23 protein-coding genes and 2 pseudogenes are annotated in these 26,677 nt (G+C 46.7%); 24 read left to right on the plus strand and 1 reads right to left on the minus strand.

All coding sequences use genetic code 11. The features are described from left to right. Positions 1-13: 13 nt before the first annotated feature. The gene (locus tag GN277_RS03085; RefSeq protein WP_159749750.1) at positions 14-2,005 is read right to left on the minus strand and encodes an NAD(P)/FAD-dependent oxidoreductase; all 1,992 of its coding nucleotides are present in this window, start codon (positions 2,003-2,005) and stop codon (positions 14-16) included. Positions 2,006-2,393: 388 nt separating this feature from the next. Between GN277_RS03085 and GN277_RS03090 the strand changes: the two genes are divergently transcribed. From GN277_RS03090 to GN277_RS03200, 24 genes and pseudogenes are all read left to right on the plus strand, one after another. Further along, positions 2,394-4,316 carry an oxidoreductase gene (locus GN277_RS03090; protein WP_159749752.1) on the plus strand — a complete coding sequence of 641 codons (1,923 nt, stop codon included), beginning with the start codon at positions 2,394-2,396 and terminating at the stop codon, positions 4,314-4,316. 23 nt (positions 4,317-4,339) lie between these two features. Further along, on the plus strand, positions 4,340-4,894 hold the full coding sequence (locus GN277_RS03095; RefSeq protein WP_159749754.1) for a nuclear transport factor 2 family protein: 555 nt from the start codon (positions 4,340-4,342) through the stop codon (positions 4,892-4,894). 88 nt (positions 4,895-4,982) lie between these two features. Beyond that, positions 4,983-6,068 (plus strand): sugar-transfer associated ATP-grasp domain-containing protein, encoded by a 1,086-nt coding sequence (locus tag GN277_RS03100; protein WP_159749756.1) that lies wholly within the window; start codon positions 4,983-4,985, stop codon positions 6,066-6,068. A 54-nt stretch (positions 6,069-6,122) separates the two neighbouring features. Next, entirely contained in the window at positions 6,123-7,175 is a 1,053-nt protein-coding gene (locus GN277_RS03105; RefSeq protein WP_159749758.1) for a sugar-transfer associated ATP-grasp domain-containing protein, read from the plus strand. A 25-nt stretch (positions 7,176-7,200) separates the two neighbouring features. Beyond that, positions 7,201-8,037 (plus strand): polysaccharide pyruvyl transferase family protein, encoded by an 837-nt coding sequence (locus tag GN277_RS03110; RefSeq protein WP_159749760.1) that lies wholly within the window; start codon positions 7,201-7,203, stop codon positions 8,035-8,037. A gap of 5 nt (positions 8,038-8,042) precedes the next feature. Beyond that, a complete protein-coding gene (locus tag GN277_RS03115) occupies positions 8,043-8,933 on the plus strand; it encodes a glycosyltransferase family 2 protein (RefSeq protein ID WP_159749763.1) in 891 nt (296 codons plus the stop codon). Next, complete coding sequence (locus GN277_RS03120; protein ID WP_159749765.1) at positions 8,930-9,811, plus strand: glycosyltransferase family 2 protein; 882 nt, start codon at positions 8,930-8,932, stop codon at positions 9,809-9,811. The genes GN277_RS03115 and GN277_RS03120 overlap by 4 nt, the downstream gene beginning before the upstream one ends. Next, positions 9,808-10,698 (plus strand): ATP-grasp fold amidoligase family protein, encoded by an 891-nt coding sequence (locus GN277_RS03125; RefSeq protein ID WP_159749767.1) that lies wholly within the window; start codon positions 9,808-9,810, stop codon positions 10,696-10,698. Before GN277_RS03120 ends, GN277_RS03125 begins: the two co-directional genes overlap by 4 nt. A gap of 44 nt (positions 10,699-10,742) precedes the next feature. Then, positions 10,743-11,810, plus strand: coding sequence for an NAD/NADP octopine/nopaline dehydrogenase family protein (locus GN277_RS03130; protein WP_159749769.1), 1,068 nt, complete (start codon positions 10,743-10,745; stop codon positions 11,808-11,810). Between the two features lie 17 nt (positions 11,811-11,827). Continuing rightward, positions 11,828-12,802 (plus strand): sugar-transfer associated ATP-grasp domain-containing protein, encoded by a 975-nt coding sequence (locus GN277_RS03135; RefSeq protein ID WP_159749771.1) that lies wholly within the window; start codon positions 11,828-11,830, stop codon positions 12,800-12,802. Next, a complete protein-coding gene (locus GN277_RS03140; protein WP_159749773.1) occupies positions 12,799-13,866 on the plus strand; it encodes a sugar-transfer associated ATP-grasp domain-containing protein in 1,068 nt (355 codons plus the stop codon). Before GN277_RS03135 ends, GN277_RS03140 begins: the two co-directional genes overlap by 4 nt. Positions 13,867-14,105: 239 nt before the next feature. Continuing rightward, the gene (locus GN277_RS03145) at positions 14,106-14,906 is read left to right on the plus strand and encodes a TrmH family RNA methyltransferase (RefSeq protein ID WP_159749775.1); all 801 of its coding nucleotides are present in this window, start codon (positions 14,106-14,108) and stop codon (positions 14,904-14,906) included. Between the two features lie 62 nt (positions 14,907-14,968). After that, a complete protein-coding gene (argF, locus tag GN277_RS31990; RefSeq protein ID WP_159756318.1) occupies positions 14,969-17,065 on the plus strand; it encodes an ornithine carbamoyltransferase in 2,097 nt (698 codons plus the stop codon). Next, positions 17,062-18,039: a biotin--[acetyl-CoA-carboxylase] ligase gene (locus tag GN277_RS03155; RefSeq protein WP_159749776.1), complete on the plus strand. Its 978-nt coding sequence runs from the start codon at positions 17,062-17,064 to the stop codon at positions 18,037-18,039. Before argF ends, GN277_RS03155 begins: the two co-directional genes overlap by 4 nt. Next, complete coding sequence (locus GN277_RS03160) at positions 18,032-18,355, plus strand: DUF6145 family protein (protein ID WP_159749778.1); 324 nt, start codon at positions 18,032-18,034, stop codon at positions 18,353-18,355. The genes GN277_RS03155 and GN277_RS03160 overlap by 8 nt, the downstream gene beginning before the upstream one ends. A gap of 84 nt (positions 18,356-18,439) precedes the next feature. Continuing rightward, complete coding sequence (locus GN277_RS03165) at positions 18,440-19,216, plus strand: type III pantothenate kinase (RefSeq protein WP_159749780.1); 777 nt, start codon at positions 18,440-18,442, stop codon at positions 19,214-19,216. Positions 19,217-19,292: 76 nt separating this feature from the next. Next, entirely contained in the window at positions 19,293-20,246 is a 954-nt protein-coding gene (gene dusB, locus GN277_RS03170; protein WP_159749782.1) for a tRNA dihydrouridine synthase DusB, read from the plus strand. A 349-nt stretch (positions 20,247-20,595) separates the two neighbouring features. Continuing rightward, on the plus strand, positions 20,596-21,078 hold the full coding sequence (gene greA, locus GN277_RS03175; RefSeq protein ID WP_159749784.1) for a transcription elongation factor GreA: 483 nt from the start codon (positions 20,596-20,598) through the stop codon (positions 21,076-21,078). A gap of 56 nt (positions 21,079-21,134) precedes the next feature. Continuing rightward, positions 21,135-22,616, plus strand: a pseudogene (lysS, locus tag GN277_RS03180) (lysine--tRNA ligase); the annotation flags it as partial. Between the two features lie 409 nt (positions 22,617-23,025). Beyond that, the gene (locus GN277_RS03185) at positions 23,026-23,490 is read left to right on the plus strand and encodes a DUF6075 family protein (protein ID WP_016219871.1); all 465 of its coding nucleotides are present in this window, start codon (positions 23,026-23,028) and stop codon (positions 23,488-23,490) included. Continuing rightward, positions 23,483-23,650, plus strand: a complete 168-nt coding sequence (locus GN277_RS29260) for a hypothetical protein (RefSeq protein ID WP_016219872.1) — start codon at positions 23,483-23,485, stop codon at positions 23,648-23,650. Before GN277_RS03185 ends, GN277_RS29260 begins: the two co-directional genes overlap by 8 nt. 26 nt (positions 23,651-23,676) lie before the next feature. Then, entirely contained in the window at positions 23,677-24,462 is a 786-nt protein-coding gene (locus GN277_RS03190; protein ID WP_016219873.1) for a ParA family protein, read from the plus strand. Then, positions 24,452-25,345: pseudogene (locus GN277_RS31995) on the plus strand (ParB/RepB/Spo0J family partition protein). The gene GN277_RS03190 and the pseudogene GN277_RS31995 overlap by 11 nt, the downstream one beginning before the upstream one ends. Beyond that, positions 25,326-26,480, plus strand: coding sequence for a DUF6017 domain-containing protein (locus tag GN277_RS03200; protein ID WP_016219875.1), 1,155 nt, complete (start codon positions 25,326-25,328; stop codon positions 26,478-26,480). Before GN277_RS31995 ends, GN277_RS03200 begins: the two are co-directional and overlap by 20 nt. Positions 26,481-26,677 lie beyond the last annotated feature (197 nt).

Below are 26,677 nucleotides of genomic sequence, written 5' to 3' on the forward strand. Positions count from 1 at the left end.
CCTGTCTTTGCGGCTATAACTTATATGCAGCCTCAAAACCTTCCCACATAGCGAAGCTTGCCTGACGTGCTCTTACAGAATCACCGACTGCATATACCTCTGGGATAAATGTCTTAAGTTCTTCTGAAAGAGGATCATAATTCCTGGAGCCAAGACCGAAAAGTACATAGTCAAAGCCGCGAAGCCATTCCTCGGTTCCGTCCTGGCGCAGTACCTTTACGTCATGGTCGGTTACTTCCAGAATCTTGGTATTTACATTAATATTAACGCCTCTGCTCTTTAATTTGCGGATTAAAGGCGTACGATTTGGTGCGCATACATTGGTAAGAAGCTGTGGAAGCATCTCAATCAGAGTTACCTCTACGTCGCCAATGCTGGCCTCAAATCCCTTGGTATAAGAGTTTGGCCGCGCGTTCTCAAGAACAACCTCTGCTGTCTCACAGGCAACTGCACCGCCTCCCAGTACGCAGACACGTCCTCTTGGAATTACGAATTTACCTCTCAGGAAATCATGAGCAGTACGAACTGGATATTCCTTGGTTCCCTTGATTGGCGGAACTAATGGCCTGGCTCCGGTAGCAACAATAACAGCCTCTGGCGCGAACTCCTTAACAGCCTCTACGGTTCCCTCTTTGCCAAATTCAAAGGTTACGCCTGCCTTCTTGGCGCGATAGTTCAAATGAACCATCCACTTGGTCATCTCCTGCTTACCAGGCGCTACTACGGCAAGATTCAACTGTCCGCCAATTCTCTTGTCAGCTTCCCATACCGTAACCTGATGGCCTCTCTCTGCCGCTGTAACAGCCGCCATCATTCCGGCAGGGCCGGCGCCCACTACGAGCACTTTTTTAGATTTTTCGGCTGGAACCTCCGGAAAATCATACTCTTTTCCAACTCTTGGGTTGATGTGGCATCTGCATTGCGGGAACGCCTCGCTTCTGCTGATACAGCTTCCACCGCAGCTTCCGCAAGGGGTAATCTCGTCAAACTGGTTCGCCAGAGCCTTCTTACACAAATCCGGATCTGCAAGAAGAGGACGGCCAATGGAGACACCGTCTACCAGACCACGCTCCACGATGTCAGCCGCATAGCGGATATCATTAATCTTTCCAGCTACATAAACGGGAATATTGACGACCTTCTTAATCTCGGACGCTTCATATACATTTACACCAATGTGCTTATTCTGGCTTGGAATAATGTGCTCTAATCCTTCGTACTGTGTACCTCCAGAAATCTCAAGCATATCAATTCCCGCAGCCTCAAACTTCGGCGCCAGATACAGCATGTCCTCCAGGGAGTTTCCGCCGATCATACGCTCGTCGCCGGAGATACGTAAAATTAATGGGAAATCAGGGCTGACATTCCTTCTGGTCTCCTCAATGATTTCTAAGATAAATCTTGCGCGATTGTCTAAGCAGCCGCCGTACTCATCCATCCGCTTATTGCGCAGAGGTGAAAGGAATGCGCCTGCCAGCATGTAAGCGTGTGCACAGTGAATGGAGATACCGCCGCAGCCTGCTTCCTCTGCTCTGCGTGCAGCCTGGCCAAACTGCTTCACGATTTTCTGAATTTCTTTTACAGTGATTGGACGGCTTACATGGCAGTTGGCGTTTACATTGGTGGATGGTCCTAACGGAGCAACCTTCCGGTATCCGCAGATGGATTCCGGTCCCGGATGAATAATCTGTGGGATTAATACGCTTCCTGCCTCTCTGACGCGGTCTGCGAATTCCTTGAACTGTGGAACCAGACTATCCTTATCTAATGCAGTCGTATTGCCAAGATATAGATATTTGTGGTCAACAGTTACGGCGTCGATTACAACATATCCAGTGCCCCCCTCAGCACGACGGACAAAAATATCTGCCAGCTTCTTCGGAACGCTTCCGTCAGCAGCTTCATAATCCATACTCATAGGCGCCATTGCTACACGATTCTTCAGTGTGGTTTTCCCTAATTTAAGGGGACTGAAAAGCTTTGAATCTTTCATATCTCTTATCATATAAATTCCTCCTGACCTATTGTTAAACTCATTATAAACGAATAAAAAAGGGGGCGCGTCACATTTTTTTGTCAAATAATCTACATTTTCAAAAGAAATCGTTAGAAAATCTTACTAAAAAGAAGGACAATTTGTTGAATTTTACTACCAAAATGACAAAGCAAATGGAGAAAATTGGATATTAGTGACATGAAAAATTGATTTTTTGTACATTGTTTGTGCATTATAATTCACTTTTTGTTCCGACATGGTTTGGGGGTTAGTGTTAAAATTTAGACAACTTTACTATAAAGTTTACGAAAACCGATACGATTCAATATATTCCGGCAGAAAATTCCCGTTGCTGTCAGAATGTTGAAAAATTAAAAAAGAGAGGATGATTTTGCAAATGAGTTATGACGCATTGTTTTCACCTATTAAATTAAGAGGGCTTGAGTTGAAAAACCGAGTTGTTCTGCCGGGTATGGCCACAAAGATGGCGAAAGGTAAGCATGATGTAGCTGAGGATCTTCCGGGGTATCACGCAGCAATAGCGGCAGGGGGATGCGGACTGAATATTGTAGAGATTGCGTCTATCTGTTCAGAATGTCACGCAACAATCTATCTTGGACTTTATAATGAGCATCACAGAGAGCAGCTTAAGAAGATTACGAAGGCTATTCACGATAATGGCGGAAAAGCTGCTGTACAGATCTGGCACGGCGGATTCGTTCCGGAGGAATTCTTTGACAAGACAAACAAGGTAGAGACGCCGGATAATATTACGGTTGAGCGTATTCACGAGATCGTAAAGCAGTTCGGTATTTCCGCTAAGTATGCGGTAGAAGCAGGATTTGATGCGTTGGAGTTCCACAGCGCTCATACATATCTGCCTCATGAATTCATGAATGCGTCGCTGAATAACCGTACAGACGAGTATGGCAATCAGAGCCTTGAGAACCGCTGCCGCTTCAGTCTGGAGGTTATCCGTGAGATGCGTGCAAACATGCCGGAGGATATGCCTCTGATTATGCGTCTGGACGCAATCGACGAGATGCTTCCAAAGAATACTACCGTTGAAGAAACAATCGAGTTCATCAACTGGGCGCAGGAGGCAGGCGTAGACGCAGTTAATCTTTCAAGAGGAAATGCCAGAAGTCTTGCAACCGTTTATGAGGTTCCGCCGTACAACCTTGAGCCAGGCTTTAATATGGAGAATATTACTGCCATCAAGAAGGGTGTGAAAATTCCGGTTATCGGTGTTGGACGTGTGAATATGCCGGCTCTTGCTGACGAGCTGATTCGTGACGGCAAGGTTGATATGGTCGCAGTCGGAAGAGCTCAGTTGGCTGATAACCAGTGGTGTACCAAAGCAAGAGAAGGACGCGACGCTGAGATTCGTCGTTGTATCGGATGTTCAGAAGGATGCTACGATAAGGTTATTGACCCCAAGGCTACACACATTACCTGTACACGTAATCCACGGCTCTGCCTGGAATTTGAAGGAATGCCAAAGGCTGAGACTCCAAAGAACGTAATGGTAATCGGAGGAGGAATCGGCGGACTTGTTACGGCTGAGATTCTTAAGGAGCGCGGACATAACCCGACAGTTTACGAAGCAACAGAGAGCGCTGGCGGAAGATTCGTGACAGCAGGTAAGGCTCCTAAGAAGCAGGGCTTTACAGACGCTGTTCTGTGGGAGATTGAAAACTGCAAGAGAATGGGTATTGAGATTAAGACCAATACAACTGTAACACCTGAGTTAATCGCAGAAGTGAAGCCAGACCATGTAATCATTGCTACCGGTTCTGAGTATGTGAAGCCGGAGATTCCAGGAATTGACAATGCCGACGTAATTTCCGCAGAGGACGTTCTGAATGGAAAGGCAGAGGCAAAGGGCGAAGTCCTGATTCTTGGCGGCGGTCTGATTGGCTGTGAGACAGCACAGTATCTGATCGAAAAGGGCGTTAAGGATGTTCGTGTTATGGACAAGAAACGCGTAGGTAACAAATGCGGTATGCTCCGTACCATGTTCATGGATATCGAGTATCCGGGTAAGACGATCCAGAAGAGCATCCGTAGCAATGTGACAAGTATTGGAGATCATGAGATTACATATAAGTTTACAGATAAATCTAAGAAGACAAGCGAGAAGACACGTCACTTCGATACACTCGTAATTGCTATTGGAACCACATCTCGTCCGACAGAGACTCTTACAGCGAAATGTGAGGAATTAGGTATTGCTTACGACGTAATTGGCGACGCTAAGAAGGTTGGCATGGGTATTGATGCTACGGCTGACGCATACGCAGTTGGCAGAACCGTTTAATATCACAGAAAGGATTAAAGATTATGACTGTTGAAGAACGTTTGGAAGCATTAGAAAAAGAGCTGCAGCAATTAAAAGATGTACAGGCAATTAAAGAATTGAAGAGTAAATATTTATATGCTATGGACACCAAGGACTGGGAGACGTTTGCGTCTACCATGGCTCCGGATATTGAGACCTCATATTCCGATGGTAAGCTTAAATTCCACGGGCCGAAGGAGGTAACGGATTATATTTCCAGTACCATGCCTAAGACAGAGGTTACCTTACATCAGGGCCACAATCCGCAGATTTGGTTCGAGAGCGATACCGTTGCGTATGGCAAGTGGTATCTGCGCGACGAGCTGATTTTCGATAAGGGAGACCCGTATGAGGGGTTGGAGATTAAAGGCTCTGCAATCTATACAGACAAGTATGTGAAGATTGACGGACAGTGGTTCATTCAGGACACAGGATATATCCGCGTTTATGAGGAATCCTTCCAGCGCGACTCCACACACCGCGTAAGAATCAGCATGTTCCGCCCGTCTACAAAGAAAAAGAAAATTGCCAAGAGAAAAACTGTAAAAGAAGATTAATGTAAACAGCTACATATGCCGCTGTGCCTGTCTGGTATGGCGGCATATTTGCGAAACAAAATATAGATCTGATTAGGGGGCGGGAAGGATGCTGCGCAATCTTCGCAGAAAAATATACAAAAAAATACGTTTTGAGACATGGTACCGCAAGGCATATTATTATCACCGCAAACGGAATGAAATGGACGAAATTATTGAGAAATATAAGGGAGCTGAGGTGTTTGAAGACCGCAGATATCTGCGGTCCCTGCGTCGGGATATGATTCGCAGCCTTTTTAAATATGGCTCATATTACAGTGAATATTTTCTCTTTGGGTATGATGAAGAAAAGAGTCCGGAATATAGAGGCTCTTTTATCACAGAAGGAATACGGATGAGCTTCTACCCCCGCATGAACCTTAAGAAGAATACAGACCTTCTGGAAAATAAATACAGGACTTATAAGAAATTCCAGGATATGTTCAAGCGTGAGGTCATCCGCATCAAAAAGAATGAGGAGCCCACCGAGGAAAATTTAAAGAATTTAGAAGAATTCGCAGCCCGTCACGAGAATTTCGTGGTGAAGCCGGTGTATGCGGCTTTTGGTACTGCTGTGAGAATCGAAAATATCGCCATGTACGATTCGGTGGAGGACGCCCATGTCCGCTACCGGAAGAACGGCGTTGTCATAGAAGAATTAATTGAACAGGGGGAGGCAATGGCGCGTATCCACCCTGGATCAGTCAATACCCTGCGGATACCTACGGTGATTATTAAAAACGCCGAGGGCGAGCCGGAGATTCAGTTGTTTCACCCGTCATTAAGAATGGGAAGAGATGGAAGTTTTGTGGATAATTTTAGCGCCGGAGGAGTCAGCGCCCTTATTGACCCGCAAACCGGTATGATATATACTGATGGTGCAGACAAAAAAGGACATAGTTTTGAGTGCCATCCGGACAGTGGAATCAGGTTTCGCGGATTCCAGATTCCGGAATGGGAAGCTGCTGTGTCCATGGTAAAGGAAGCGGCAATGATGATTCCGGATAACCATTACTGTGGTTGGGATCTGGCGTATAGCAGAGACAGGGGATGGTGTATGGTGGAGGCCAACTGTACGGCGCAGATGGGCGCCATGCAGATGGTGGAGAAAAAGGGCCGGAAGCATGAGTTGGAGGCATTGATTGCACAGATGTAGGCTTAATTTGGCAGCGCTAAGAAACAGACAGATGAAAATTAAGAGGGACATGAGATGGGGCAGCTATCGGACATAAGAAGGATGATTACCTCAAGAAAATACATACGGGAATTCGCAGAGGATTACGCAGGGAGATACGGGAAGAATCCAAGGGAGGTTTTGCAGGATATCGTTCAGGCAAAGAAGATGAATCATATTTCCTTTGGAGAGTATGAGTGGATTGGTCACTATGACCTTACGGCTGAACAGAAAAAGACCGTTTCAACGCTGTGGACTCGTATGGAATTCCGCAAAATGTTTACGGACAGACGCTATATTGGTATGCTTATGAATAAATACATTTTCTCAAAAGTATTCGCAGAGTTCTATGGACGCCGGTGCGCACAGGCATTGGAGGTTGATGGGGATTTGCTTAAAAGGCTGGGGGATAATGGCGGCCGTGTGGTCTACAAACCGAATTGCAAGGGGATGGGGAAAGGGATTCGCATCCTTCCGGTGACGACAAAGCAGGAGATTGACGAAGCCTTGGAATGTATCCGCAGCGAAGGAAACGGAATCGTGGAGGAGTACATCTGTCAGAATGAGGTCTTAAGTGAGCTGTACCCCAAGGCTGTGAGCGTGATTCGTTTTTACTCTGTGTGTTCGCCTCAGGGCGCATTTCTGTTCGCGCCTGTGCTTACGGTGGCACATCAGAATGAGATTTCTAACGGCTGTCAGGACGCGCTGACCTCCATGGTGGACATACGGACAGGGGAGGTGCTGACCCAGGCGGTGGACCAAAATGAGATGGTGGAGTATGAGACGCATCCTGTTACCGGTAAAGCGTTTCAAGGGGTGATGCTTCCTTTTTGGGAGGAAACCATTGGAATGATGCGCCGCGTAGTTCCTCTGGCAAGTAAGATTTCCAATATTGGATGGGATGTTGCGATTACGGGAGAGGGGCCGGTGCTTGTGGAGGCGAATACGATTCCGGGCTTTACTACCGCGCAGTATTCCGGATTTGGCAGGATAACGCAAGGGTATGGATATCAGCCCTTGTTTGACGCGGTACATGGGATTGGCTTTGAGGATGACGGACGGTATGAGAAGGTGGTTTTAAAGCTCTGACAAGACAGAAAGGAGGGCACGCAGGATGGCAAAGCAGATTAAGGTCTATTATACCAAACTCCACAATATGGGAGATCAGTTGAATGAGCTGATTCTTGAGAAATGTTTTGGCTATGAGGTCGTGCGCTGTTCTTTTCTGGAGGGAGAGCTGTGCGCTATTGGAAGCTGTCTGGGGATGTATACCCTGCATGGGACCTTCCCTATGCGAATCAGACAGAGAATCAATGGGATTGCCAGCCCTCATGTGTCAATCTGGGGAACCGGCTTCATCAATTACTCGGATTGTGAAGGGATATTCTTTAAGAGAGATATGGATTTCTGTGCAGTTCGGGGAGAATTGACGAGGAAAAGGGTAGAGAAAATGACAGGGAGAACACTGGATATTCCCACGTCCGACGCGGGACTTCTGGCGTCAGAGCTTTTGGAGGTTAAGCCGGAGAAATGTTACGACGTAGGGATTATCCCCCATCTCTGTGATTTGAAGGACCCCAGGGTGTCAGAGCTTATTGAAAAATATGCCGGCAAATTCATCAATGTAAAGGATGAGCCTATGAAGGTAATTGAGGAGATTGCAAGATGCAGGTGTGTTCTCTCAAGCAGCCTTCACGGACTGATTGTGGCAGACAGTCTGGGCATTCCCAATCTGCACGTAGTATTTGGCGACAGGCTTCTTGGCGACGGCTATAAATTTGACGACTATTATTCCGCCTATGGTATGACGCACACGCCCTATGATTTGCGGACGGAAAGGCTTCCAGAGCTTTCCATGGTTGAAGATAGATACAGCATCCGCAAGGAGGCGGTTGCAGAGAAAAAGAGGGCACTTAAGGAAGTGTTTCCGTTTCCAGTGACAAAGGAGTAAGAGCGATGGAACAAAAGATGATTTCAGTAGTCATTCCTACATACAACAGAAAAGAGAAGCTTCCCAAGTGCATCGAAAGCGTTCTTAGCCAAAGCTACAAGAATATAGAGGTTCTTGTGGTGGATGATGCTTCCACAGACGGTACGGAAGAACTGTTTCGTGAGTTTGGGGATTCACGTCTTCATTATCTGAGATATGAAACGAACCGAGGGGCATGTTATGCCAGAAATTATGGCGCCAAACGAGCCAAGGGAGAGCTTCTGGCATATCAGGACAGTGACGATGTGTGGCATACGGATAAACTTAAGAAGCAGTATGAATTCCTCTGTATTAGCGGGGCAGATATGTGCTTCTGTGGAATGAACCGCATGTCTGAGGGAGGAAGTCGCTTCTATTATCCGGTGCATCCCTTTCATCCGGAGAATGCACTGGAGGAATTTCTTGCCGAGAACAGAGCCAGCACTCAGACGATGCTGATGTATAAAAAGGTGTGGGAGCAGCTTCAGTTTGATGAAAATATACGCCGCTATCAGGATTGGGATTTTGGCATCCGCGCAGCCGGAAGTTTTACACTGTGCTATCTTCCGGAGGCCTTGGTGGAGTCTGAGGTGGGCTTAGACAGTATATCCACCAGGGTAAAGTCTTATCCTCATCTGCTTCATCTGCACAACAAGCATGAGAAGCTTTACCGGCAGTATCCGAACAGTGATGCGGTGATGAACAGGCGTCTGGGAAAGCGGGTCCATCAGACAGATCCGGCTCTGGCGGCGGTACATTTTAAGAAAAGCTTTGGTTTAAGCCGCAGTTTTTATGATTTTGGCTATTGGATGGCAGATAGTTTTCGGGCCATGTTTTGGAATAAAGGAAGCATGAGCGAAAGGGAGAAGGAAGCATGACAGCGTTTGTAATACTGCATTACCGCGCCATAGAGATGACCAGAACCTGTGTGGAGAGAATAAAGGCATTGGAGGGCAAAAGCCATATTGTAATCGTTGATAATGCTTCGCCCAACGGCACAGGCAGGATTTTGGAAAAGGAATATGAAAAAGAGAAGATGATTACCGTCCTATTGAACCAGGAAAACGGGGGATTTGCCAGAGGAAATAACCTTGGAATTTGCTGGGTGTGCAGTCATCTTAAGGCGGATTTTGTGGTTGTGCTCAACAATGATGTGGAGATAGTACAAAAGGATTTCGCTGTGCAAATTGGCGAGATTTTTAAAGAGCATCCCTTCGATGTTCTTGGGCCGGACATTCTCTCTGTTTTTTCGGGTATCCATCAGAGTCCGAAAAGCCTTCATGGGTGTACTCTGGAATCAGTGAGGAGAAAGTATGCGAAGGTGAAGAAAAGCAGCAATCCCATTCTGCTTTTGTTAAGCAGCGGTGAGAAGAACAGCCCCGCAATCTGGAAACGGGTACAGCGGCGGCAGAGGGCCAAGCAGAAGATTGACTCTTCGGTTTCGGCAGAAGGGGTTGTCCTTCATGGCTCATGTGTCATTTTTTCCCACCGGTATCTGGCGGCCCATCCGGAGCCGTTCTTTCCTAAGACTTATATGTATTATGAGATGGAGATTCTGGAGTGGCTGTGCCGCCGTGAGGGAAATGTAATTCGCTATGACCCGTCAATCTCTGTACTGCATTACCAGTACGTGGCTTCCAAGCAGGAATATAAATCCATTGTGAAACGCTCGAAATTTGTGATAGAATGTCTCTTAGATTCCCTAAAAGCAGCAGAGGAATTGATTCTTGAAGACAGCGGGGAGGAAAAGGCGTGAAGAAAAAAAGAATCAGCAAGACAACCAAGGCGTTTTATATCGCCCTTTCTTATGTGTCGCCCCGTTTGAATACACATCTTCTTTTTCTCAAGAAATTCGGGCGTCTGCCAAATCTTAAAAATCCGCAGACACTCAACGAAAAACTTCTGAAATTAAAATTAGAAGACTTTGGAAAAAATGAACTGGTTCGACAGTGTGCGGATAAATTTCGTGTGCGGCAGTATGTGAAAGACTGCGGACTTGGGCATTGTCTAAACGAGCTTCTGGCAGTCTATGACTCGGCAGAGCAGATTGATTGGGACAGCCTTCCTGAGAGCTTTGCCATGAAATGGAATTTTGGCTGCGGCTACAATCTCATCTGTCCGTCTAAGGATGCTCTGGAGGTTCCAGCGGCAAAGAAAATGCTGGAAAAATGGGGACGCGAGCCGTTTTGGGCTTATTTTTCTGAGCTGCAGTATCGTGGTGTTCACAAGAAAATTATTGTTGAGGAATATATTGGAAGCGAAGGAGGAACGCCGCCAAAGGATTATAAGTTCTATTGCTTTAACGGCAATGCTTATTGCGTCATGGTGTGCGTGGGACGGGAAGAAGGGTGGCCCCGTTTTTATTTCTTTGACAGAGAGTTCAGGCTTATGCGGATTAACCGTGACTCGGTAAATGCGCCGAAGGATTTTTCAATCCCTAAGCCTTTGGGGCTTTCGGAGGCATTTCAGATTGCCGACAGGCTGAGTCAGGGCTTTCCCTTTGTGCGGGTAGACTTGTATCTGACGCAGCGAGGCGTGCGTTTTGGGGAAATGACCTTCACGCCGGCGGCGGCCCTTGATAATAAACGGCTTCCAAAGACAGATCTGCTCTTTGGAAGCTTGATTAAGAGTAGTGTAAAATAATCAATAAAAGAGACGGGAATTGGTTATAAAATAGGAGTTAAATTATGAAAATAGCGGTTTTAGGGGCAGGGAACAGTGGGTGTGCGCTGGCAGCAGACTACGCATGGCGCGGTCATGAGGTGACGCTGATTAAGACGTCCCACTCCCTCCATGATGATAACTTCCGCCATCTGACTGAGAATGGTGCAGAAATAGAGATGGATGAATTCGGTACAAAAAAGGTCTGCAAAATCAGCCATTTGACCAGGGAGGTCAGTGAAGTCAGAGGCCATGAGGTTGTACTTTTGTCTACCCAGACGGGATTTCACCAGGAGGTGCTTAAGAGGGTGCTTCCCTATCTTGAAGAAGGACAGATTCTTCTGATTAATCCGGGGTATCTCTCCACAGCTTATGCCCTTGGTCTGGGACTTAAGGAGGGCGTCATAGTGGCGGAGGCTGAGAGTAACTTTATTGACGGGCGGATATGGTCGCCCGGACATTTCAAAGTGGGCTTTCGTAATGTGCGCAATCCTCTCGGTGTCTATCCGGCCCAAAAGACTGCCCAGGCGGCAGCGGTTTTGGATGAGATGGGAACGCCCTTCGTGTATTTAAAGAGTGTGGCAGAGGCGGCTCTGCATAATCCCAATATGATTGTACATACAGTGGGCGCGGTCATGAGTATTCCGCGAATTGAGGCCACAAAGGGAGATTACTGCATGTATCATGAGGTGTTCACGCCTTCTGTGTGGACTCTTTTGGAGGCCCTGGATAGAGAAAAAATGGACATACTGGAAGCTCTGGGCTTTGAAAGACTTGCCTATGCAGAGGCCTGTAAATTCCGAAATAGTCTGGACGAACTGCGGGAAGGCCGTGAGGTGTTTTTTGAGTATGCGTCCATGCCCCAGAGGGCGAAGGGCCCCCAGAGTGTGAATTCCAGATACATTACGGAGGATGTTCCCCAGGGCTTGGTGCTGATGGAATCCTTAGGACAGGTCCTTGATATTCCGGTTCCTGTGTGTACGGCGTTGATTGAGCTTGCCTCGGCGTCTCTTAAGACAGATTTCCGCAAGGACGGGCGCACCCTTAAGCGCTTGGGAGAGGAAAATGTACGCAGGATATTGAATATGCACTAGAAAAGGGAGGAAGTGGGATGTCAAGGTGGAGTGCAGGAAAAAAGATATATCAGATGGCCAGGCGGCTTAAGGTACAGCGGGGCGGTTTCGCAGCCTTGTACTTTCTGGATGCTCTGGGCGCAAGCTACCGGCATCAGGCTTCACCGGAGAATTATTTTGTGCTTCGCTTCTACGAGCTGAGTGATGCAGAACGACAGACCTATCTTACTTCCGGCCGTTCTGCCAGCGCAGACCGAGCGCTTAATTGGTCTATGACCAGGGAGAAAGAGGAAATTATGTCCCATAAGCATTTGTTTTACCAGAGTTTTTCTGATTTTGTGCATAGGGACTTTTTATACGTGCCAGAGCTTCCATTCATGGAGTTTGCTGCATTTCTCGACGCTCATGACATATTTATCGTCAAACCAGATCGGGGAATCATGGGACAGGGGATTAAAAAACTGTGTACCAGGGAAGTAAAGGAGCCTAAAGCTTTATATGAAGAATGTAAGGCCAAAAAGTGTCTCTTAGAGCAGGTGATTGTGCAGCATGAAGCCTTAGAGCAGATTAGCACCTGTGTGAATTCTGTGCGTATCAATGCTGCAAGAGACAAAAGGGGGAATGTCCGACTGATTGGAGCCTGTTTAAAATGCGGCGCTCCTGGGACGGTTGCAGATAATTTTCATTCAGGAGGAGTGGCGTATCCCCTTAATCTGGAAACTGGCGTTGTTACAGGACCAGGGCGAAACAATACAGAAATCAAAGATTATGAATATCATTCGGGTTCATCTGTCTATATGCCAGGTTTTGCTATACCTCATTGGGAGCTGGTCAGAGCATGTGCGATTCAGGCGATGGAGATGATACCAGAACTTGGATATGTTGGGTGGGATATTGCGGTTACCCCTAAAGGTGCGGAATTGATTGAAGGAAACTGTCACTGGCCGGGCGGCAACATCATCCAGCTTGATAAAATCGGGAAGTACCCGCTGATAAAGGAGTGCTTAAAATGAATATTTTAACTGAGAATTATCTTGTGAAGAATTTAAGAGCCTATCCGCTGCTGAGGAAAAAATTTATGTCCTATATTAAGGGCTTGAACCAATTTCCGGAAGGGTTTACGAAGAATAAACTGTTCCATGACTATCTCAAGGTCCGCAGGCACAATCCAGAGAAGCGGGTGTCGCAGTCTGAGTACATGATTTTTGGGTTCTGCAATCTGAGTGAGAAAGAGCAGAAAAAATACCTTACTGATGTGGAGGCAACCCGTCTGATGCGGCCATATAACAGTGAATCAGAGCCATATCTGAAAAGCAAGGAAACCTTTCTTAAGAATTTCACACGTTTTATACATAGGGGATGGCTTTATGTGCCGGACGCCAGTTATGAGGAGTTCTGTGAATTTGTGCACAAGTACCATACCGTTGCTTTAAAGCCCCAGTATTCCAGTTGGGGAATCGGGTTTTTGAGGCTGACAGAGGAAGAACTTCGAGAAAATGAGAATCCAAGGGAGTTTTACGAGAAGATGTGCAGCGGCAAATATCTGGCAGAGGAATTCGTAGAATCCTGTGATGAGCTGGCTGTTTTCCATCCGTCTTCGCTGAATACATTGCGGGTGATTACCTTCCGATGCGGCGAGAGATTCGAGGTGTTCGGCTGTGGGCTGCGTGTGGGCAACAATGGGCTGCATGTGGATAATGCACACGGAGGCGGCATTTTCTGTGAGATGGACCCTGCAAACGGTGAGATTATAACGGATGGTCTGGACGAATGCTCGAACAGTTATGTGACACATCCTATGACCGGAGTAAAATTTAAAGGTACAAAGATTCCCCATTGGAAGGAAATCGTAGAGCTGTGCAGGGAGGCTTCCATGGAGCTGCCTTGTCTGCGTGTGGTGGGATGGGATGTGGCCATTCTGTCAGACGGACGCCTTGAGTTGATTGAAGGAAATCACAATCCTGGAATGAATATCGTACAGGCGCCGGCGAAGCATGGGGTTCATGATAAGTTTGCGTCAATGCTGTTGGATTATTATGGAGAGCCAGAGCAATATAAAAAGGCATTGCAGTCGTAAAAGCTGCGGACCCGTTAAGGTCAAGTTTCTCAACCTTAATGGGCCGGCAGCTTTTTATATTTACAGTCCTAATTTTTCTTTCTTTTCTACAGAATTGAAACAGATGAAAAGCCTGTATATAACGGTTGTATTCGTTATCGGTATGGGCTATAATATAGCGTAATGAATTTGGCTTGAAAGAGCTCAAATATGAATGGAAAGTCTCAGGTGTGAAATTCATTTCATAAGAAAGGGCAGAAATGGACAAGATTACAAGTACATCGAACGCAAAAGTAAAACGTCTGGTAAACCTTAAGAAGAAGCGGAAGGCAAGGGACGAAGAAAAGGTTTTTCTGGTGGAGGGAATCCGGATGTTTCGGGAGGTGCCCCAGAATATATTGAGGGAAATATATGTATCAGAGACATTTTATAAAAAAGAACGGAGTGTGGTGGCTGAGCTTCTTGCCGGCGCCGCAAGAAGCTCAGCCATAGAGGTATTGTCGGACACAGTGTTTGATTATGTATCGGATACGAGAACTCCCCAGGGGATTCTGTGTATAGTAAAGCAGATGGAGTATACACTGGAAACAGTGGCGGGGGGAGAGCTGCCCCATATTGTGGCGCTTGACCATCTCCAGGACCCTGGTAATCTGGGAACCATTTTTCGGACAGCAGAAGGGGCAGGGGTGACGGGAATTATCATGGACCGAGAATGTGTGGATATCTATAATCCCAAGACAATTCGTTCCACCATGGGGTCAATCTATCGGATGCCCTTTTGCTATGCCAGGAAGCTGTCGGAAGCTGTCAAATTTTTAAACGAGAGAGGCATAAAGACCTATGCGGCGCATCTGGAGGGGATGTGTGATTATGATGAGGAGAATTATTGCCGTCCATGTGCGTTTCTGATAGGAAATGAAGGAAACGGACTTACGAAGGAAATTGCGGATTTGGCAGATACTTATATTAAGATACCTATGAAGGGGCAGGTAGAATCGTTAAATGCGGCGATTGCGGCTTCGGTGTTGATGTTTGAAGCCGCGAGACAGCGGCGGAAATAACGAATCGTTTATTGAGGCAGACGGGTTTGTGTTCGGCAGAGGTTATAGAAAGGTGTGATAGTATGGAGCCTGTGATTGATATGTCGAAGGAGTACGGTCTGGTGTTGGATGGCGGAGGCGCTCGCGGCGCATATCAGATTGGTGCATGGAAGGCGCTGGCAGAAGCAGGAGTGAAGTTAAATGCTGTGGCCGGAACCTCCGTAGGAGCGCTCAACGGTGCGTTGATCTGCATGGGAGATATTGAGAATGCCGAGAATATTTGGAGAGAGATGACATTTTCATCAGTCATGGATGTGGACGACGAATGGATGGAGCGTCTGTTTAAGAAGCAGACGACGATGAAGGAGTTTCTCAATGAAGGCTGGAAGATGCTGAAAGACGGAGGCGTGGATGTTACGCCGCTTAGAAAGCTGATTCATGAAACGGTAGACGAAGAAGCAATCCGCGGCTGCGGCAAAGAATTCTGTCTGCTTACTTTTTCTCTGTCAGAATTCAGGGAGTTGGATTTGAGTATTGACGATATACCGGAGGGACTTCTGGAGGACTTCCTGCTGGCAAGCGCGTATTTGATTGGCTTCAAAAATGAGAGAATTCAGGGAAAGAAATATATTGACGGAGGCGTTGTGAATAATGTACCATTGAATTCACTGGTGAAGCGTGGATATGAGGATATTATCGCTGTGCGTATCTATGGTCCGGGGCGGGAGCCCCGCGTTCAGATGCCCAAGGAGAGCGTAAAGTATGAGATTGCGCCGAGAGTGAAGCTTGGGAGTATTATTGAATTTTCAGGAAAACGCAGTCGGCAGAATCTCATAATCGGCTACTATGACGCCAAAAGAATGCTTTATGGCCTAGAGGGAACCATTTATTACTTAGAGCAGACTCATGACGAGGCTTATTATGAAGATATTTTGGCAGGGATGCGGGAGATTGAGAAGGCGGAGATAGGCTTTGTCCTAAAGCTGTCCCTTGGGTTTAAGGGGCGGGATTTATTCATGGGTATGCTGGAGGCTGCGGCAAAGTTACTTAAGATTCCCAAATATCAGATATACACAGTTGACCAATTATATGATATGGTATATAAAAAATACGAAGCGTTAAACGACCAGATGAACCTTCCAAGGTTTGTGCACGTACTAATAGGATTAAGAGAGGGATTGACGATGAATTTAAAAGGAAGAAGTTTTTTGACATTAAAGGATTATACACCAGAGGAGATTACCTATCTTCTGGATTTGGCGGCAGATTTGAAGGAAAAGAAGAAAAACGGCGTGCCGGTTGACAATTACAGAGGAATGAATGTCGCCCTTATTTTCGAGAAGACAAGCACCAGAACCAGATGCTCCTTCGAGGTGGCGGCACACGATATGGGAATGGGAACTACCTACCTTGATCCAAGCGGTTCTCAGATTGGGAAGAAGGAGAGTATTGAGGATACGGCGAGAGTGCTTGGCAGGATGTATGACGGGATTGAATACCGTGGCTTTGGACAGGAGATTGTGGAGGAGTTGGCAAAATACGCGGGCGTACCAGTTTGGAACGGCTTGACCAACGAGTATCATCCGACGCAGATGTTGGCGGATTTGCTGACGATCCGCGAGCATTTCGGATACCTGAAAGGAATCAAGCTTGTTTACATGGGGGATGCAAGGTACAACATGGGTAACTCCCTGATGATTGCCTGTGCAAAGATGGGAATGGATTTTGTGGCTTGTACGACGGAAAATTATTTTCCGAATGCAGAATTAGTGGAGACTTGCGAAGGGTATGCCAAGGAGAGCGGCGCAACGATTACGCTGACCTCAGACGTAAAAGAAGGGACGAAGGAGGCGGACGTGATCTATACGGATGTATGGGTGTCCATGGGCGAGCCGGATGAAGTATGGGAAGCAAGGATACGCGAGCTTTCCCCCTATAAGGTGACGAGGGAGGTCATGGCAAATGCAAGTGAGGGGGCTATATTCCTGCATTGTCTGCCGGCGTTCCATGATTTAAAGACCAAGATTGGCAAGGAGATTCATGAGCGGTTCGGTATTGAGGATATGGAAGTGACGGACGAGGTGTTCGAGTCAGAACAGTCGAAGGTATTTGACGAGGCGGAGAACCGGATGCATACCATTAAGGCTGTGATGGTGGCAACGTTGGGCGAGAGAGTATGAAATCAGAGATTTTGCGGTTATTAAAGGAATCTGACGGTTATCTGTCAGGCCAGCAGCTTTGCGACTATTTCCAGGTGTCGCGGACGGCTGTATGGAAAGTGATTGAGCAGTTAAAAAAAGAAGGATATCAGATTCAGGCCGTACGCAACAAGGGCTATCGTCTGATGGGCAGTCCGGATGTGTTGTCCAAGGCGGAGATTGAGAGTATGGTTCAGACCAAATGGGCGGGCAGACAGGTTGTTTATTACGAGGAGACGGACTCGACCAATATACGGGCCAAGGATGCCGGAGAGAAAGGCGGGGAACATGGGAGCCTTTTTGTGGCGGAGAGGCAGGTTGCTGGAAAAGGACGCAGAGGCAGGGGATGGGAATCGCCTGCCGGAACCAGCATCTATATGACGCTTCTGCTGCGGCCAACGTTCCTTCCTGTAAAAGCTCCCCAGTTGACCCTTTTGATGGCGGTGGCGGTGGTAGAAGCCATTCGCCAGGTTACAGGGCTTACAGGAGGAATCAAATGGCCCAACGATGTGGTCTTCAATGGAAAGAAGCTGTGCGGAATACTGACGGAGATGAGTACGGAAATCGGATTTATTAATTATGTAGTCATAGGCGTGGGAATTAATGTGAATCAGGAAACATTTCCGGAGGAAATAAAAGATAAGGCAACTTCGCTAAAGCTGGAAACCGGCGCCGGCATTCGCCGTGGGGAGTTAATCGCGGCCGTGATGGAGAGGTTTGAGGCGTATTATGAGACGTTTCTTAAGACAGAGGATTTATCCGCTGTGCGGGCGCGGTATAACAGGCTTTTGGTAAACCGTGGCCAGGAGGTGAAGGTCTTAGAGCCGGACAACGAATATGAGGCCCGCGCAGTAGGAATCAACGATACGGGAGAGCTGATTGTAAGAACGAAGGATGCAGAGAAGACAATTTATGCCGGCGAGGTGTCGGTGAGAGGGGTATATGGCTATGTATGATGGAAAAGTGGTGCTCTGCGGCGCCAATTCTTATGAGCAGAAGTATTATCTGAATCCTGATTTTGAACAGCTTCCCAGTGATGTCAAGGACGAGCTTAAAATTATGTGCGTGCTCTATGTCAATGATGTGGGGGGAATTCTGACCCTGGTTTATGAGGAGAACGGCGACCTGTGTTTTGAAGTGACGTCAAAGGAATTCGACCCAATGTTTGACGAGATTGGGAGTCAGTTAAAGATTAAAGAGCTTCAGAGGGAGAAGCAGGATTTACTTGAAGCCCTGCAGATGTATTATAAGGTATTCTTTTTAGAGAATTAGTGTGTTTTGGGTGTACCTTATAGCAATTCAAGGGAAGCGAGGCGGGCGGGAAGTAAAAGCTGGGCTCGTTGGATGGAGGAGAAAATGTTATTAGTAATAGATGTAGGGAATACGAACATTACATTAGGAGTATTCAAAGGAAAAGAATTGTCAGGCACATTTCGCATGACGACGAAGCTTCCAAGGACGTCGGATGAATATGGTATTACACTCAAGGAGTTGGTAGAGCGGCAGGGAATACACAGCGGGGATATCGACGATGTGATTGTAGCGTCTGTTGTGCCGGATATTATGCATTCCCTTGGGAGTGCGCTGATTAAGTATTTTGGGATTAAGCCAATGGTGGTGTCGGCGGGGATTAAGACAGGAATCCGAATTGTGACGGAGAATCCGAAGCAGGTGGGCGCAGACCGGATTGTGGATGCGGTTGCGGCATATACCCTGTATGGAGGTCCTGTGATTGTGATTGACTTTGGAACAGCCACCACATATGATATTGTGGGCGTGGACGGGACTTTTGAGGGCGCGGTTATTGCGCCGGGGATTCGTATCTCGGCACAGGCTATGACTGAGCAGGCGGCTATGCTGCCTGCCATTGAGATTAAAAAGCCGGATTCCATTATTGCGAAGGAGACGGTTGCCAGTATGCAGGCAGGGCTGGTATTCGGTCAGATTGGTCAGACGGAGTATATTGTGAAGAAGATTAAGGAGGAGTCCGGATATGCAGATGCAAAGGTGGTTGCCAGCGGCGGTTTAGGGAAAATGATTGCGGCAGAGACGGATGTGATTGATATCTACGACTCTCAGTTGACCCTTAAGGGGCTGCGGTTTATTTATGAGAAAAATAAACGGCATAACTGAATAGGTTTAAAGAGATTTAAAGAGGTTTAAAAATGATGTTTCTGAGAATATTGTATAAATGAGGGGCACAGTTGAGATGAGGATTGGAAATGTCGAGCTTGAGAACCCATATATTCTCGCGCCTATGGCGGGAGTTACAGACCTGCCGTTCCGGCTGCTTTGCAATGAGCAGGGGGCGGGCCTTTTATGTATGGAGATGATTAGCGCAAAAGCCCTTCAATATAAGAATAAAAATACGAAGGCTTTGCTGGCGATTCATCCCAATGAGTATCCTGTATCTTTGCAGCTTTTTGGTTCAGACCCTCAAATTATCAGTGAAATGGCGAAGGAGATTGAGGAATTACCCTTCCAGATTCTTGATATCAATATGGGATGTCCGGTTCCCAAGGTGGTGAGGAACGGGGAAGGCTCTGCGTTGATGAAGGAGCCGAAGCTGGTTTATGAGATTGTCAGCCGTACGGTGAGGGCCATTCAGAAACCAGTCACTGTAAAGATACGCAAAGGCTTTGACGATAATCATGTCAATGCAGTAGAGATTGCAAAGATTGTAGAGGAAGCAGGAGGCGCTGCGGTAGCTGTCCATGGCAGGACGCGGGAGCAGTATTATTCCGGTAAAGCGGATTGGGAGATTATCCGTCAGGTGAAGAAGGCTGTTTCCATTCCTGTAATCGGAAATGGGGACGTGGTTTCCAGCGAGAGCGCGTTGTCTATGTTGAAGCAGACCGGATGCGACGGCGTGATGGTTGGTCGGGGCGCACAGGGGAATCCCTGGATTTTCCGAGAGCTTGTGGAGTATGACCGGACAGGAGCGCTGCCAGAGCGTCCGTCAAGAAGTAGGGTTAAGGAGGCAATGCTAAGACATGCCAGACTACAGATAGACTTTAAAGGGGATTTCCTGGGAATACGCGAGATGCGCAAGCATGTGGCCTGGTATACGAAGGGAATGGAAGGAGCGGCGAAGCTTAGGGATGCCATTAACAGGGTGGAGTCTTATAGTGGACTTGAGGAATTGTTGAATCTCCATCTATAAAGATTATTTGGTGTCAAAGAAAGTGTATCATATATCTATTCTCTGCATATACTTTAACGGGTTTATCAAGACAGGCATGTAGTCGGCAGCGTGGTAACAGTGAAGCCGGAAGGCTGGACTGTTACGCAGCGGGAATATTTCAGTATCAAAATTATTGACATAACTTTGCCGTTTGGGTATAATAATGAAATTGTGAAAGTTTCTCTATTTGTGGAAATAGGGCGTATTATAAATCGGATATTGGTAATGGATACAAAAATATTTATAAATATCATATCTCTATATGAAATGGTTATTTAAAAAAAGCTTGTAACAGGAAAGATCATTGCAAAGAAAGGAAGTAACACACATGGAAGCAAAGAAGAAATTACTTACTTATGCGGGACTTAAGGCACTGGAGGATGAGCTGGAGCACTTGAAGGTGGTAAAGCGGAAAGAGGTTGCCGGAAAGATTAAGGAGGCAAGAGAGCAGGGAGATTTGTCCGAAAACGCTGAGTACGATGCTGCGAAGGATGAACAGCGTGACATCGAGGCGCGTATTGAGGAGTTGGAAGGCATTCTTAAAAATGCAGAGGTTGTAGTTGAGGATGAGGTAGACTTTGATAAGATTAACGTAGGTTGTACAGTAAAGGTCTATGATAAGACGTTTGACGAGGAGATGGAGTTTAAGCTGGTAGGCTCTACTGAGGCAAACAGCCTGGAGGGAAAGATTTCTAATGAGTCTCCTGTTGGACAGGCGCTTATTGGCTGTAAGGTAGGCGACCAAGTACAGGTGGAGACTCAGGCAGGGGTTATGGAATACGAGGTATTGCATATCAGCCGTTCATTGTAGAATGTATATTCAATGGGTAGAGCAAATGCCCTTAGAAACGGGAAGGAGAGGAAAACGTGGCCACACAGCAGAAGAAAGAACAGGAACAGGACATTAATCAGTTGAGGAAGGTTCGCCGTGAGAAACTAATTGATTTACAAAGCAACGGAAAAAATCCATTTGAGCTCACAAAGTTTGACGTGACATGCCATGCCATGGATATTAAGGAGAATTATGAGGAAATGGAAGGGAAGCAGGTTACGCTTGCAGGGCGTATCATGCAGAAACGTGTCATGGGAAAAGCTTCCTTCTGCAATGTTCTTGACCAGAGCGGTAATATCCAGTCTTATGTGGCAAGGGACAGTATTGGCGAGGAGGCGTACAAGGATTTCAAGAAGATGGATATTGGAGATATCGTCGGCGTGGAAGGAGAAGTTTTTAAGACAAAAACGGGTGAGATTTCTGTCCATGCGTCTTCTGTGAAATTATTGTCCAAGAGTCTCCAGATACTTCCGGAGAAGTATCATGGTCTGACGAATACGGATATGCGCTATCGCCAGAGATATGTGGACTTGATTATGAACCCAGATGCAAGGGATACATTTATCAAGCGTTCAAAGATTTTAAGTGCCATTAGGAGATACCTGGACGGACAAGGCTTCCTTGAGGTGGAGACTCCTATGCTTGTGAGCAATGCGGGCGGGGCGGCTGCAAGACCCTTTGAGACACATTTTAATGCATTGGACGAGGACTTTAAGCTGCGGATTTCTCTGGAATTGTATTTGAAGCGTCTGATTGTGGGCGGTCTTGAAAGAGTGTACGAGATTGGCCGCGTGTTCCGTAACGAGGGACTGGATACCAGGCATAATCCGGAGTTTACTCTGATGGAGTTGTATCAGGCGTATACAGATTACAATGGAATGATGGATTTGACGGAGAAGCTGTACCGCCATGTTGCCCAGGAGGTGCTTGGTACGACCACCATTACTTATAATGGCGTAGAGATGGATCTTGGGAAGCCGTTTGAGCGGATTACTATGGTGGATGCTGTGAAGAAGTATGCAGGTGTTGACTGGAACGAGGTGGAGACTCTTGAGCAGGCGAGAGCGCTTGCAAGAGAGAAGCATGTGGAGTTTGAGGACAGGCATAAGAAGGGAGATATCCTGAGCTTGTTCTTTGAGGAGTTCGCGGAGGAGCATCTGATTCAGCCGACGTTTGTTATGGACCATCCGATTGAGATTTCACCGCTTACGAAGAAGAAGCCGGAGAATCCGGAGTATGTGGAGAGATTTGAGTTCTTTATGAATGGTTGGGAGATGGCGAATGCTTACTCTGAGCTGAATGACCCTATTGACCAGAGGGAGAGGTTTAAGGCTCAGGAGGAGTTGCTGGCTCAGGGGGATGAAGAAGCGAATACCACGGATGAGGATTTCCTGAACGCATTGGAGATTGGAATGCCGCCGACAGGTGGAATTGGGTTTGGGATTGACAGGATGTGTATGCTGCTGACGGATTCGGCGGCGATTCGTGATGTATTGCTGTTCCCGACAATGAAGTCTTTGGACAAATAAAGCCAGTATTTTCAAGGGTTTGCGGTACTTCGATTCAGATTTTGCAACAAAATTGCAACAAATTTGCAACGCATAATGCGGGATAATGCCTGATAATGCGTTGATTGGTACATGAGCCAACTTAATACAGTAAGCACTTTAAGGACATTTTTCTAAAAGAAATTTTAGGGAAGTGTCCTTTTTTGTTATGGTCAAAAAATAAATTTGAATTGGAGGAAAAGGAAATGGCAAACACAGCGTTAAGGTCAGGAGTGAAAAACCGTTCTCCGGGGCAAAAGCAAATTCGGGTTGACAGTTAGCCGTATTTTGGGTAACTGGCAGCACGAATCCACAAGGGTTTGGGAGTGTAGCTCCCAAGAATATAAAAAACAAGCAGATAAGATAAGGAGGACAAGCTATGGCAGCGAATACAGCGAAAGGTGCAGGAAACAAAGATACTCGCACAATTACTTTCAAGAGCAAAGAACATAAGGATTTTTATAAGGAGTACCTGCAGAAATGCAGATACCAGGATGTATACCATAAAGCATTGGTGTACTGCCTGGGGATTGGTCAGGATACTAGGGTAAATGTGAACAGAATTTATGATTTTAAAACAGGATGCGTGAAAACGGAATGCCTGCGGGAAGGATGGCAGACCAGCGGAAGTGCGAAAATTGTACGGATGGCATTTAACCTCTATTGTAATGGAACGCCAAGTGTCTATGATACGGAGGATGTGGATGAACAATTAAAGGAGTTCCGTTGTTATACAGTGGAAGATTTATTCTGCTGCGGCTATGCCAGATACTTTTGGGAGGCAGTCAAGCTCCGCTATCCGGAATACTGTTTTTACGTGGATATGGAGGATTTATATGCTTAAAATCAGGATGCAGGGGACAAAGAAAGACCTTCACTGGTTCCGGCGGCTTTTGGAGCGGCATGAAGGCGTGGATGTGAAAGAAGTGTCGGAACCATTTGCAAACAAAGGGACAAATAAGTATTTCCGTGTATATGCGGAAGTGGAAAGAACAGAAAAATAGATTGGAGAATCAGGAGGAAAGTATATATGTGCAGAGTGATCGCAGTAGCAAACCAGAAAGGCGGAGTCGGCAAGACTACAACGTGTGTGAATTTAGGGATTGGGCTTGCCAGGGCAGGCAAGAAAGTATTGTTGGTAGAGGCAGATGCGCAGGGCAGCATGGCGGTGAGCTTAGGTGTTGCGGAGCCGGACGAGCTGGATGTGACGTTAGTGAACATCATGGAAAAGGTAATCAACGACGAGGATGCAGAGTTAGGTGAGGGCATTATCCACCATGAGGAAGGGATTGATTTTATCCCGGCAAATATCGAACTGGCAGGCTTGGAAACGGCCTTGGTAAATGTTATGAGCAGGGAAACGATACTGCGCCAGTATCTCAACAGCGTAAAAGGGGAGTATGACTTTGCGATTATTGATTGTATGCCCTCGCTTGGCATGATTACGATAAACGCCCTTGTAGCGGCGGACAGCGTACTGATTCCCGTAGAGGCGGCATATCTCCCAGTCAAAGGGCTTCAGCAGCTTATTAAGACGATTGGACGGGTACATAGAAAGCTAAACCCAGCGCTTGATATTATGGGGATTCTGCTGACAAAGGTAGACCGGAGAACAAACTTCGCAAGGGACATTTCAGCGCAGATCCGGGAGGTATATGGGAACCGGGTACATATTTTTGAGAACTGCATCCCGTTATCTGTAAAGGCTGCGGAAACCACGGCAGAGGGGAAAAGCATCTATCTTCATGATCCGAAGGGGATTGTGGCAGGCGGCTACCACTCACTGACACAGGAGGTGCTTGCGGATGAAAAGTAAGAGCGCAGAGAAGGTAAAGCTGAACAGCTTTGATGATTTGTTTGGCATAGATGAAACGGGCGAAACGGTCACTTCCGTTCCCTAAGTGAGCTGCATACGTTTAAAGGCCATCCGTTCCGGGTATTGGATGATGAAAAATGCAGGAAACGGTGGAAAGCGTAAAGCAGTATGGCGTGTTGATGCCGGGGATTGTGCGCCCGCATCCGGAAGGCGGCTATGAGGTTATTGCAGGGCATAGACGGTGGCGGGCCTGTGAGCTTGCCGGACTTACGGAAATGCCTGTCATTATCCGGGAAATGGATGATGATACAGCGGTAGTCCTGATGGTCGATACGAATATCCAGAGGGAGGACATCCTGCCAAGTGAGAAGGCGAAGGCATATCGGATGAAATACGAAGCAATGAAGCACCAGGGCAGCAAAGGGGAGAAATATACTGCGGATGCCATCGGGGAAGCTGCCGGGGACAGCGGGAGGACAGTGCAGCGTTATATCCGGCTGTCGGAACTGGCGGAAGAACTGATGGATTATGTGGATGAAAATAAAATCCCTATGGTGGCCGGGAGAAACTGTCTTATCTGAAAGCAGAAGAACAGGCATGGGTTGTGGACGCCATCGGCAACAGCGGCATATTCCCATCGAAAGCGCAGGCAGAACAGCTAAAGGAAAGCAGTGAAACAGGGGAATTGACGGAAGGGAATGTATATGCAGTTTTAATCCGGAAAGAGAAGGAAAATGTGAATGTGACGATTTCCGCAAAGAGAATCCGCAATTATTTCCCGACGGAATATTCCAAAGAGCAGATTGAGGATGTGATCTATACACTTCTGGAGGAATGGAAGCAGAAGGAGGGAGGGACAACGGATGCAGGAATTACAGTTTGATTATTATCGGGGCATGGAAGCGGAGCAGTACACGTTTTACCGGATTCCGAAGGTTCTGTTCACTGCAGAATGCTTCAAGTCTCTCTCTTGTGAAGCGAAGGTTTTATACGGTCTTTTATTAGACCGTATGAGCCTTAGCATAAAGAACCGGTGGTTTGATGAAGAGGACAGGGTGTATATCATTTTTACAGTGGAAGAAATTGCAGAGCTTATGAACTGTGGTACACAAAAAGCGGTAAGGCTTCTGAAAGAACTGGATGCAGATAAAGGAATTGGACTGATTGAAAAGAAACGCCTGGGGCTTGGAAAGCCGAATGTCATATACGTGAAAAATTTCATTATCCGGCAGACAGAGGGCAAGGAAAGAGAGGAAAAACAGGGTGGAATGCCTATAAATGCACAGAATAGTGAAAATCACAATTCAAGAGTTGTGAAAACCACAATTCAAGAATTTCCAGAATCACAATTCAAGAATGGTGAAAATCACAATTCAGGAATGATGAAAACCACAATTCAAGAATCTCCAGAATCACAATTCAAGAATGGTGAAAATCATACTTCTGGAATGGTGGGAATCACAATTCAAGAATTTCCAAAATCACAATCTAATAAGACTGATATTAACAAGACTGATTTAAGTAAGCCTGAATTTAGTGAAACGGAGTGTAGTAAGCCTGATCTTAATGATCCTGAATCCGGTGTGTCTGCTATCCATCCTAATCCTATCCTGTCTAATCCATCTATCCCAGGAACAGAGCCGGATGTGATGGGAGAGATGGATGCTTATCGAGACATCATCCGGGAACACATATCTTACGAGTGTTTCCAGGACGGGCGCTATCACCGGAGGGAGGACGTGGATGAACTGGTGGAGCTGATGGTGGAAGTGATGATGCTGCCGGACAATGGCACAGTGCGGGTTGCAGGAGTGGAAAAGCCGGCGGCGCTTGTCAAGAACCGGTTTATGAAGCTGAACCATGAGCATATTGAGTATATCCTTACCTGCCTGGGCGCAAATACGACGAAGGTGGGAAATATCAAGGCATATCTTCTGACAACGCTGTATAATGCCCCGATGACCATAAGCAATTATTACACAGCGGAAGTGAACCATGACCTATATGGGAGCGGATGAAAAAGCACGGGGAATATTGGCGATAAAATTGTTTCGGTGTGCCAGGCGTGATATACTGGATGCAGGTACAGATTGGAGGAAGGTATGAAAATAAGTGAATTTGTAAAGAAGCCTTGCAGGGCGTGATTGGCGTTTGAAAGAAATAGAAAGAAACAGAAAGGACAGGCAATACAGGCATAAATTGAATAACAATCCGT

Origin of the sequence: Sporofaciens musculi, from assembly GCF_009830285.1 — a bacterium.
Lineage (GTDB): Bacteria > Bacillota > Clostridia > Lachnospirales > Lachnospiraceae > Sporofaciens > Sporofaciens musculi.

Coding starts and splice junctions, on each gene's coding strand:
- GN277_RS03135 (WP_159749771.1), top strand. CDS start 11,828: ATGTCAAGGTGGAGTGCAGGAAAAAAGATATATCAGATGGCCAGGCGG.
- GN277_RS03085 (WP_159749750.1), bottom strand. CDS start 2,005: ATGATAAGAGATATGAAAGATTCAAAGCTTTTCAGTCCCCTTAAATTA.
- greA (WP_159749784.1), top strand. CDS start 20,596: ATGGAAGCAAAGAAGAAATTACTTACTTATGCGGGACTTAAGGCACTG.
- GN277_RS03090 (WP_159749752.1), top strand. CDS start 2,394: ATGAGTTATGACGCATTGTTTTCACCTATTAAATTAAGAGGGCTTGAG.
- GN277_RS03185 (WP_016219871.1), top strand. CDS start 23,026: ATGGCAGCGAATACAGCGAAAGGTGCAGGAAACAAAGATACTCGCACA.
- GN277_RS03160 (WP_159749778.1), top strand. CDS start 18,032: ATGTATGATGGAAAAGTGGTGCTCTGCGGCGCCAATTCTTATGAGCAG.
- GN277_RS29260 (WP_016219872.1), top strand. CDS start 23,483: ATGCTTAAAATCAGGATGCAGGGGACAAAGAAAGACCTTCACTGGTTC.
- GN277_RS03155 (WP_159749776.1), top strand. CDS start 17,062: ATGAAATCAGAGATTTTGCGGTTATTAAAGGAATCTGACGGTTATCTG.
- dusB (WP_159749782.1), top strand. CDS start 19,293: ATGAGGATTGGAAATGTCGAGCTTGAGAACCCATATATTCTCGCGCCT.
- GN277_RS03140 (WP_159749773.1), top strand. CDS start 12,799: ATGAATATTTTAACTGAGAATTATCTTGTGAAGAATTTAAGAGCCTAT.
- GN277_RS03130 (WP_159749769.1), top strand. CDS start 10,743: ATGAAAATAGCGGTTTTAGGGGCAGGGAACAGTGGGTGTGCGCTGGCA.
- GN277_RS03115 (WP_159749763.1), top strand. CDS start 8,043: ATGGAACAAAAGATGATTTCAGTAGTCATTCCTACATACAACAGAAAA.
- GN277_RS03145 (WP_159749775.1), top strand. CDS start 14,106: ATGGACAAGATTACAAGTACATCGAACGCAAAAGTAAAACGTCTGGTA.
- GN277_RS03095 (WP_159749754.1), top strand. CDS start 4,340: ATGACTGTTGAAGAACGTTTGGAAGCATTAGAAAAAGAGCTGCAGCAA.
- GN277_RS03120 (WP_159749765.1), top strand. CDS start 8,930: ATGACAGCGTTTGTAATACTGCATTACCGCGCCATAGAGATGACCAGA.
- GN277_RS03110 (WP_159749760.1), top strand. CDS start 7,201: ATGGCAAAGCAGATTAAGGTCTATTATACCAAACTCCACAATATGGGA.
- GN277_RS03165 (WP_159749780.1), top strand. CDS start 18,440: ATGTTATTAGTAATAGATGTAGGGAATACGAACATTACATTAGGAGTA.
- GN277_RS03100 (WP_159749756.1), top strand. CDS start 4,983: ATGCTGCGCAATCTTCGCAGAAAAATATACAAAAAAATACGTTTTGAG.
- GN277_RS03105 (WP_159749758.1), top strand. CDS start 6,123: ATGGGGCAGCTATCGGACATAAGAAGGATGATTACCTCAAGAAAATAC.
- GN277_RS03200 (WP_016219875.1), top strand. CDS start 25,326: ATGCAGGAATTACAGTTTGATTATTATCGGGGCATGGAAGCGGAGCAG.
- argF (WP_159756318.1), top strand. CDS start 14,969: ATGGAGCCTGTGATTGATATGTCGAAGGAGTACGGTCTGGTGTTGGAT.
- GN277_RS03190 (WP_016219873.1), top strand. CDS start 23,677: ATGTGCAGAGTGATCGCAGTAGCAAACCAGAAAGGCGGAGTCGGCAAG.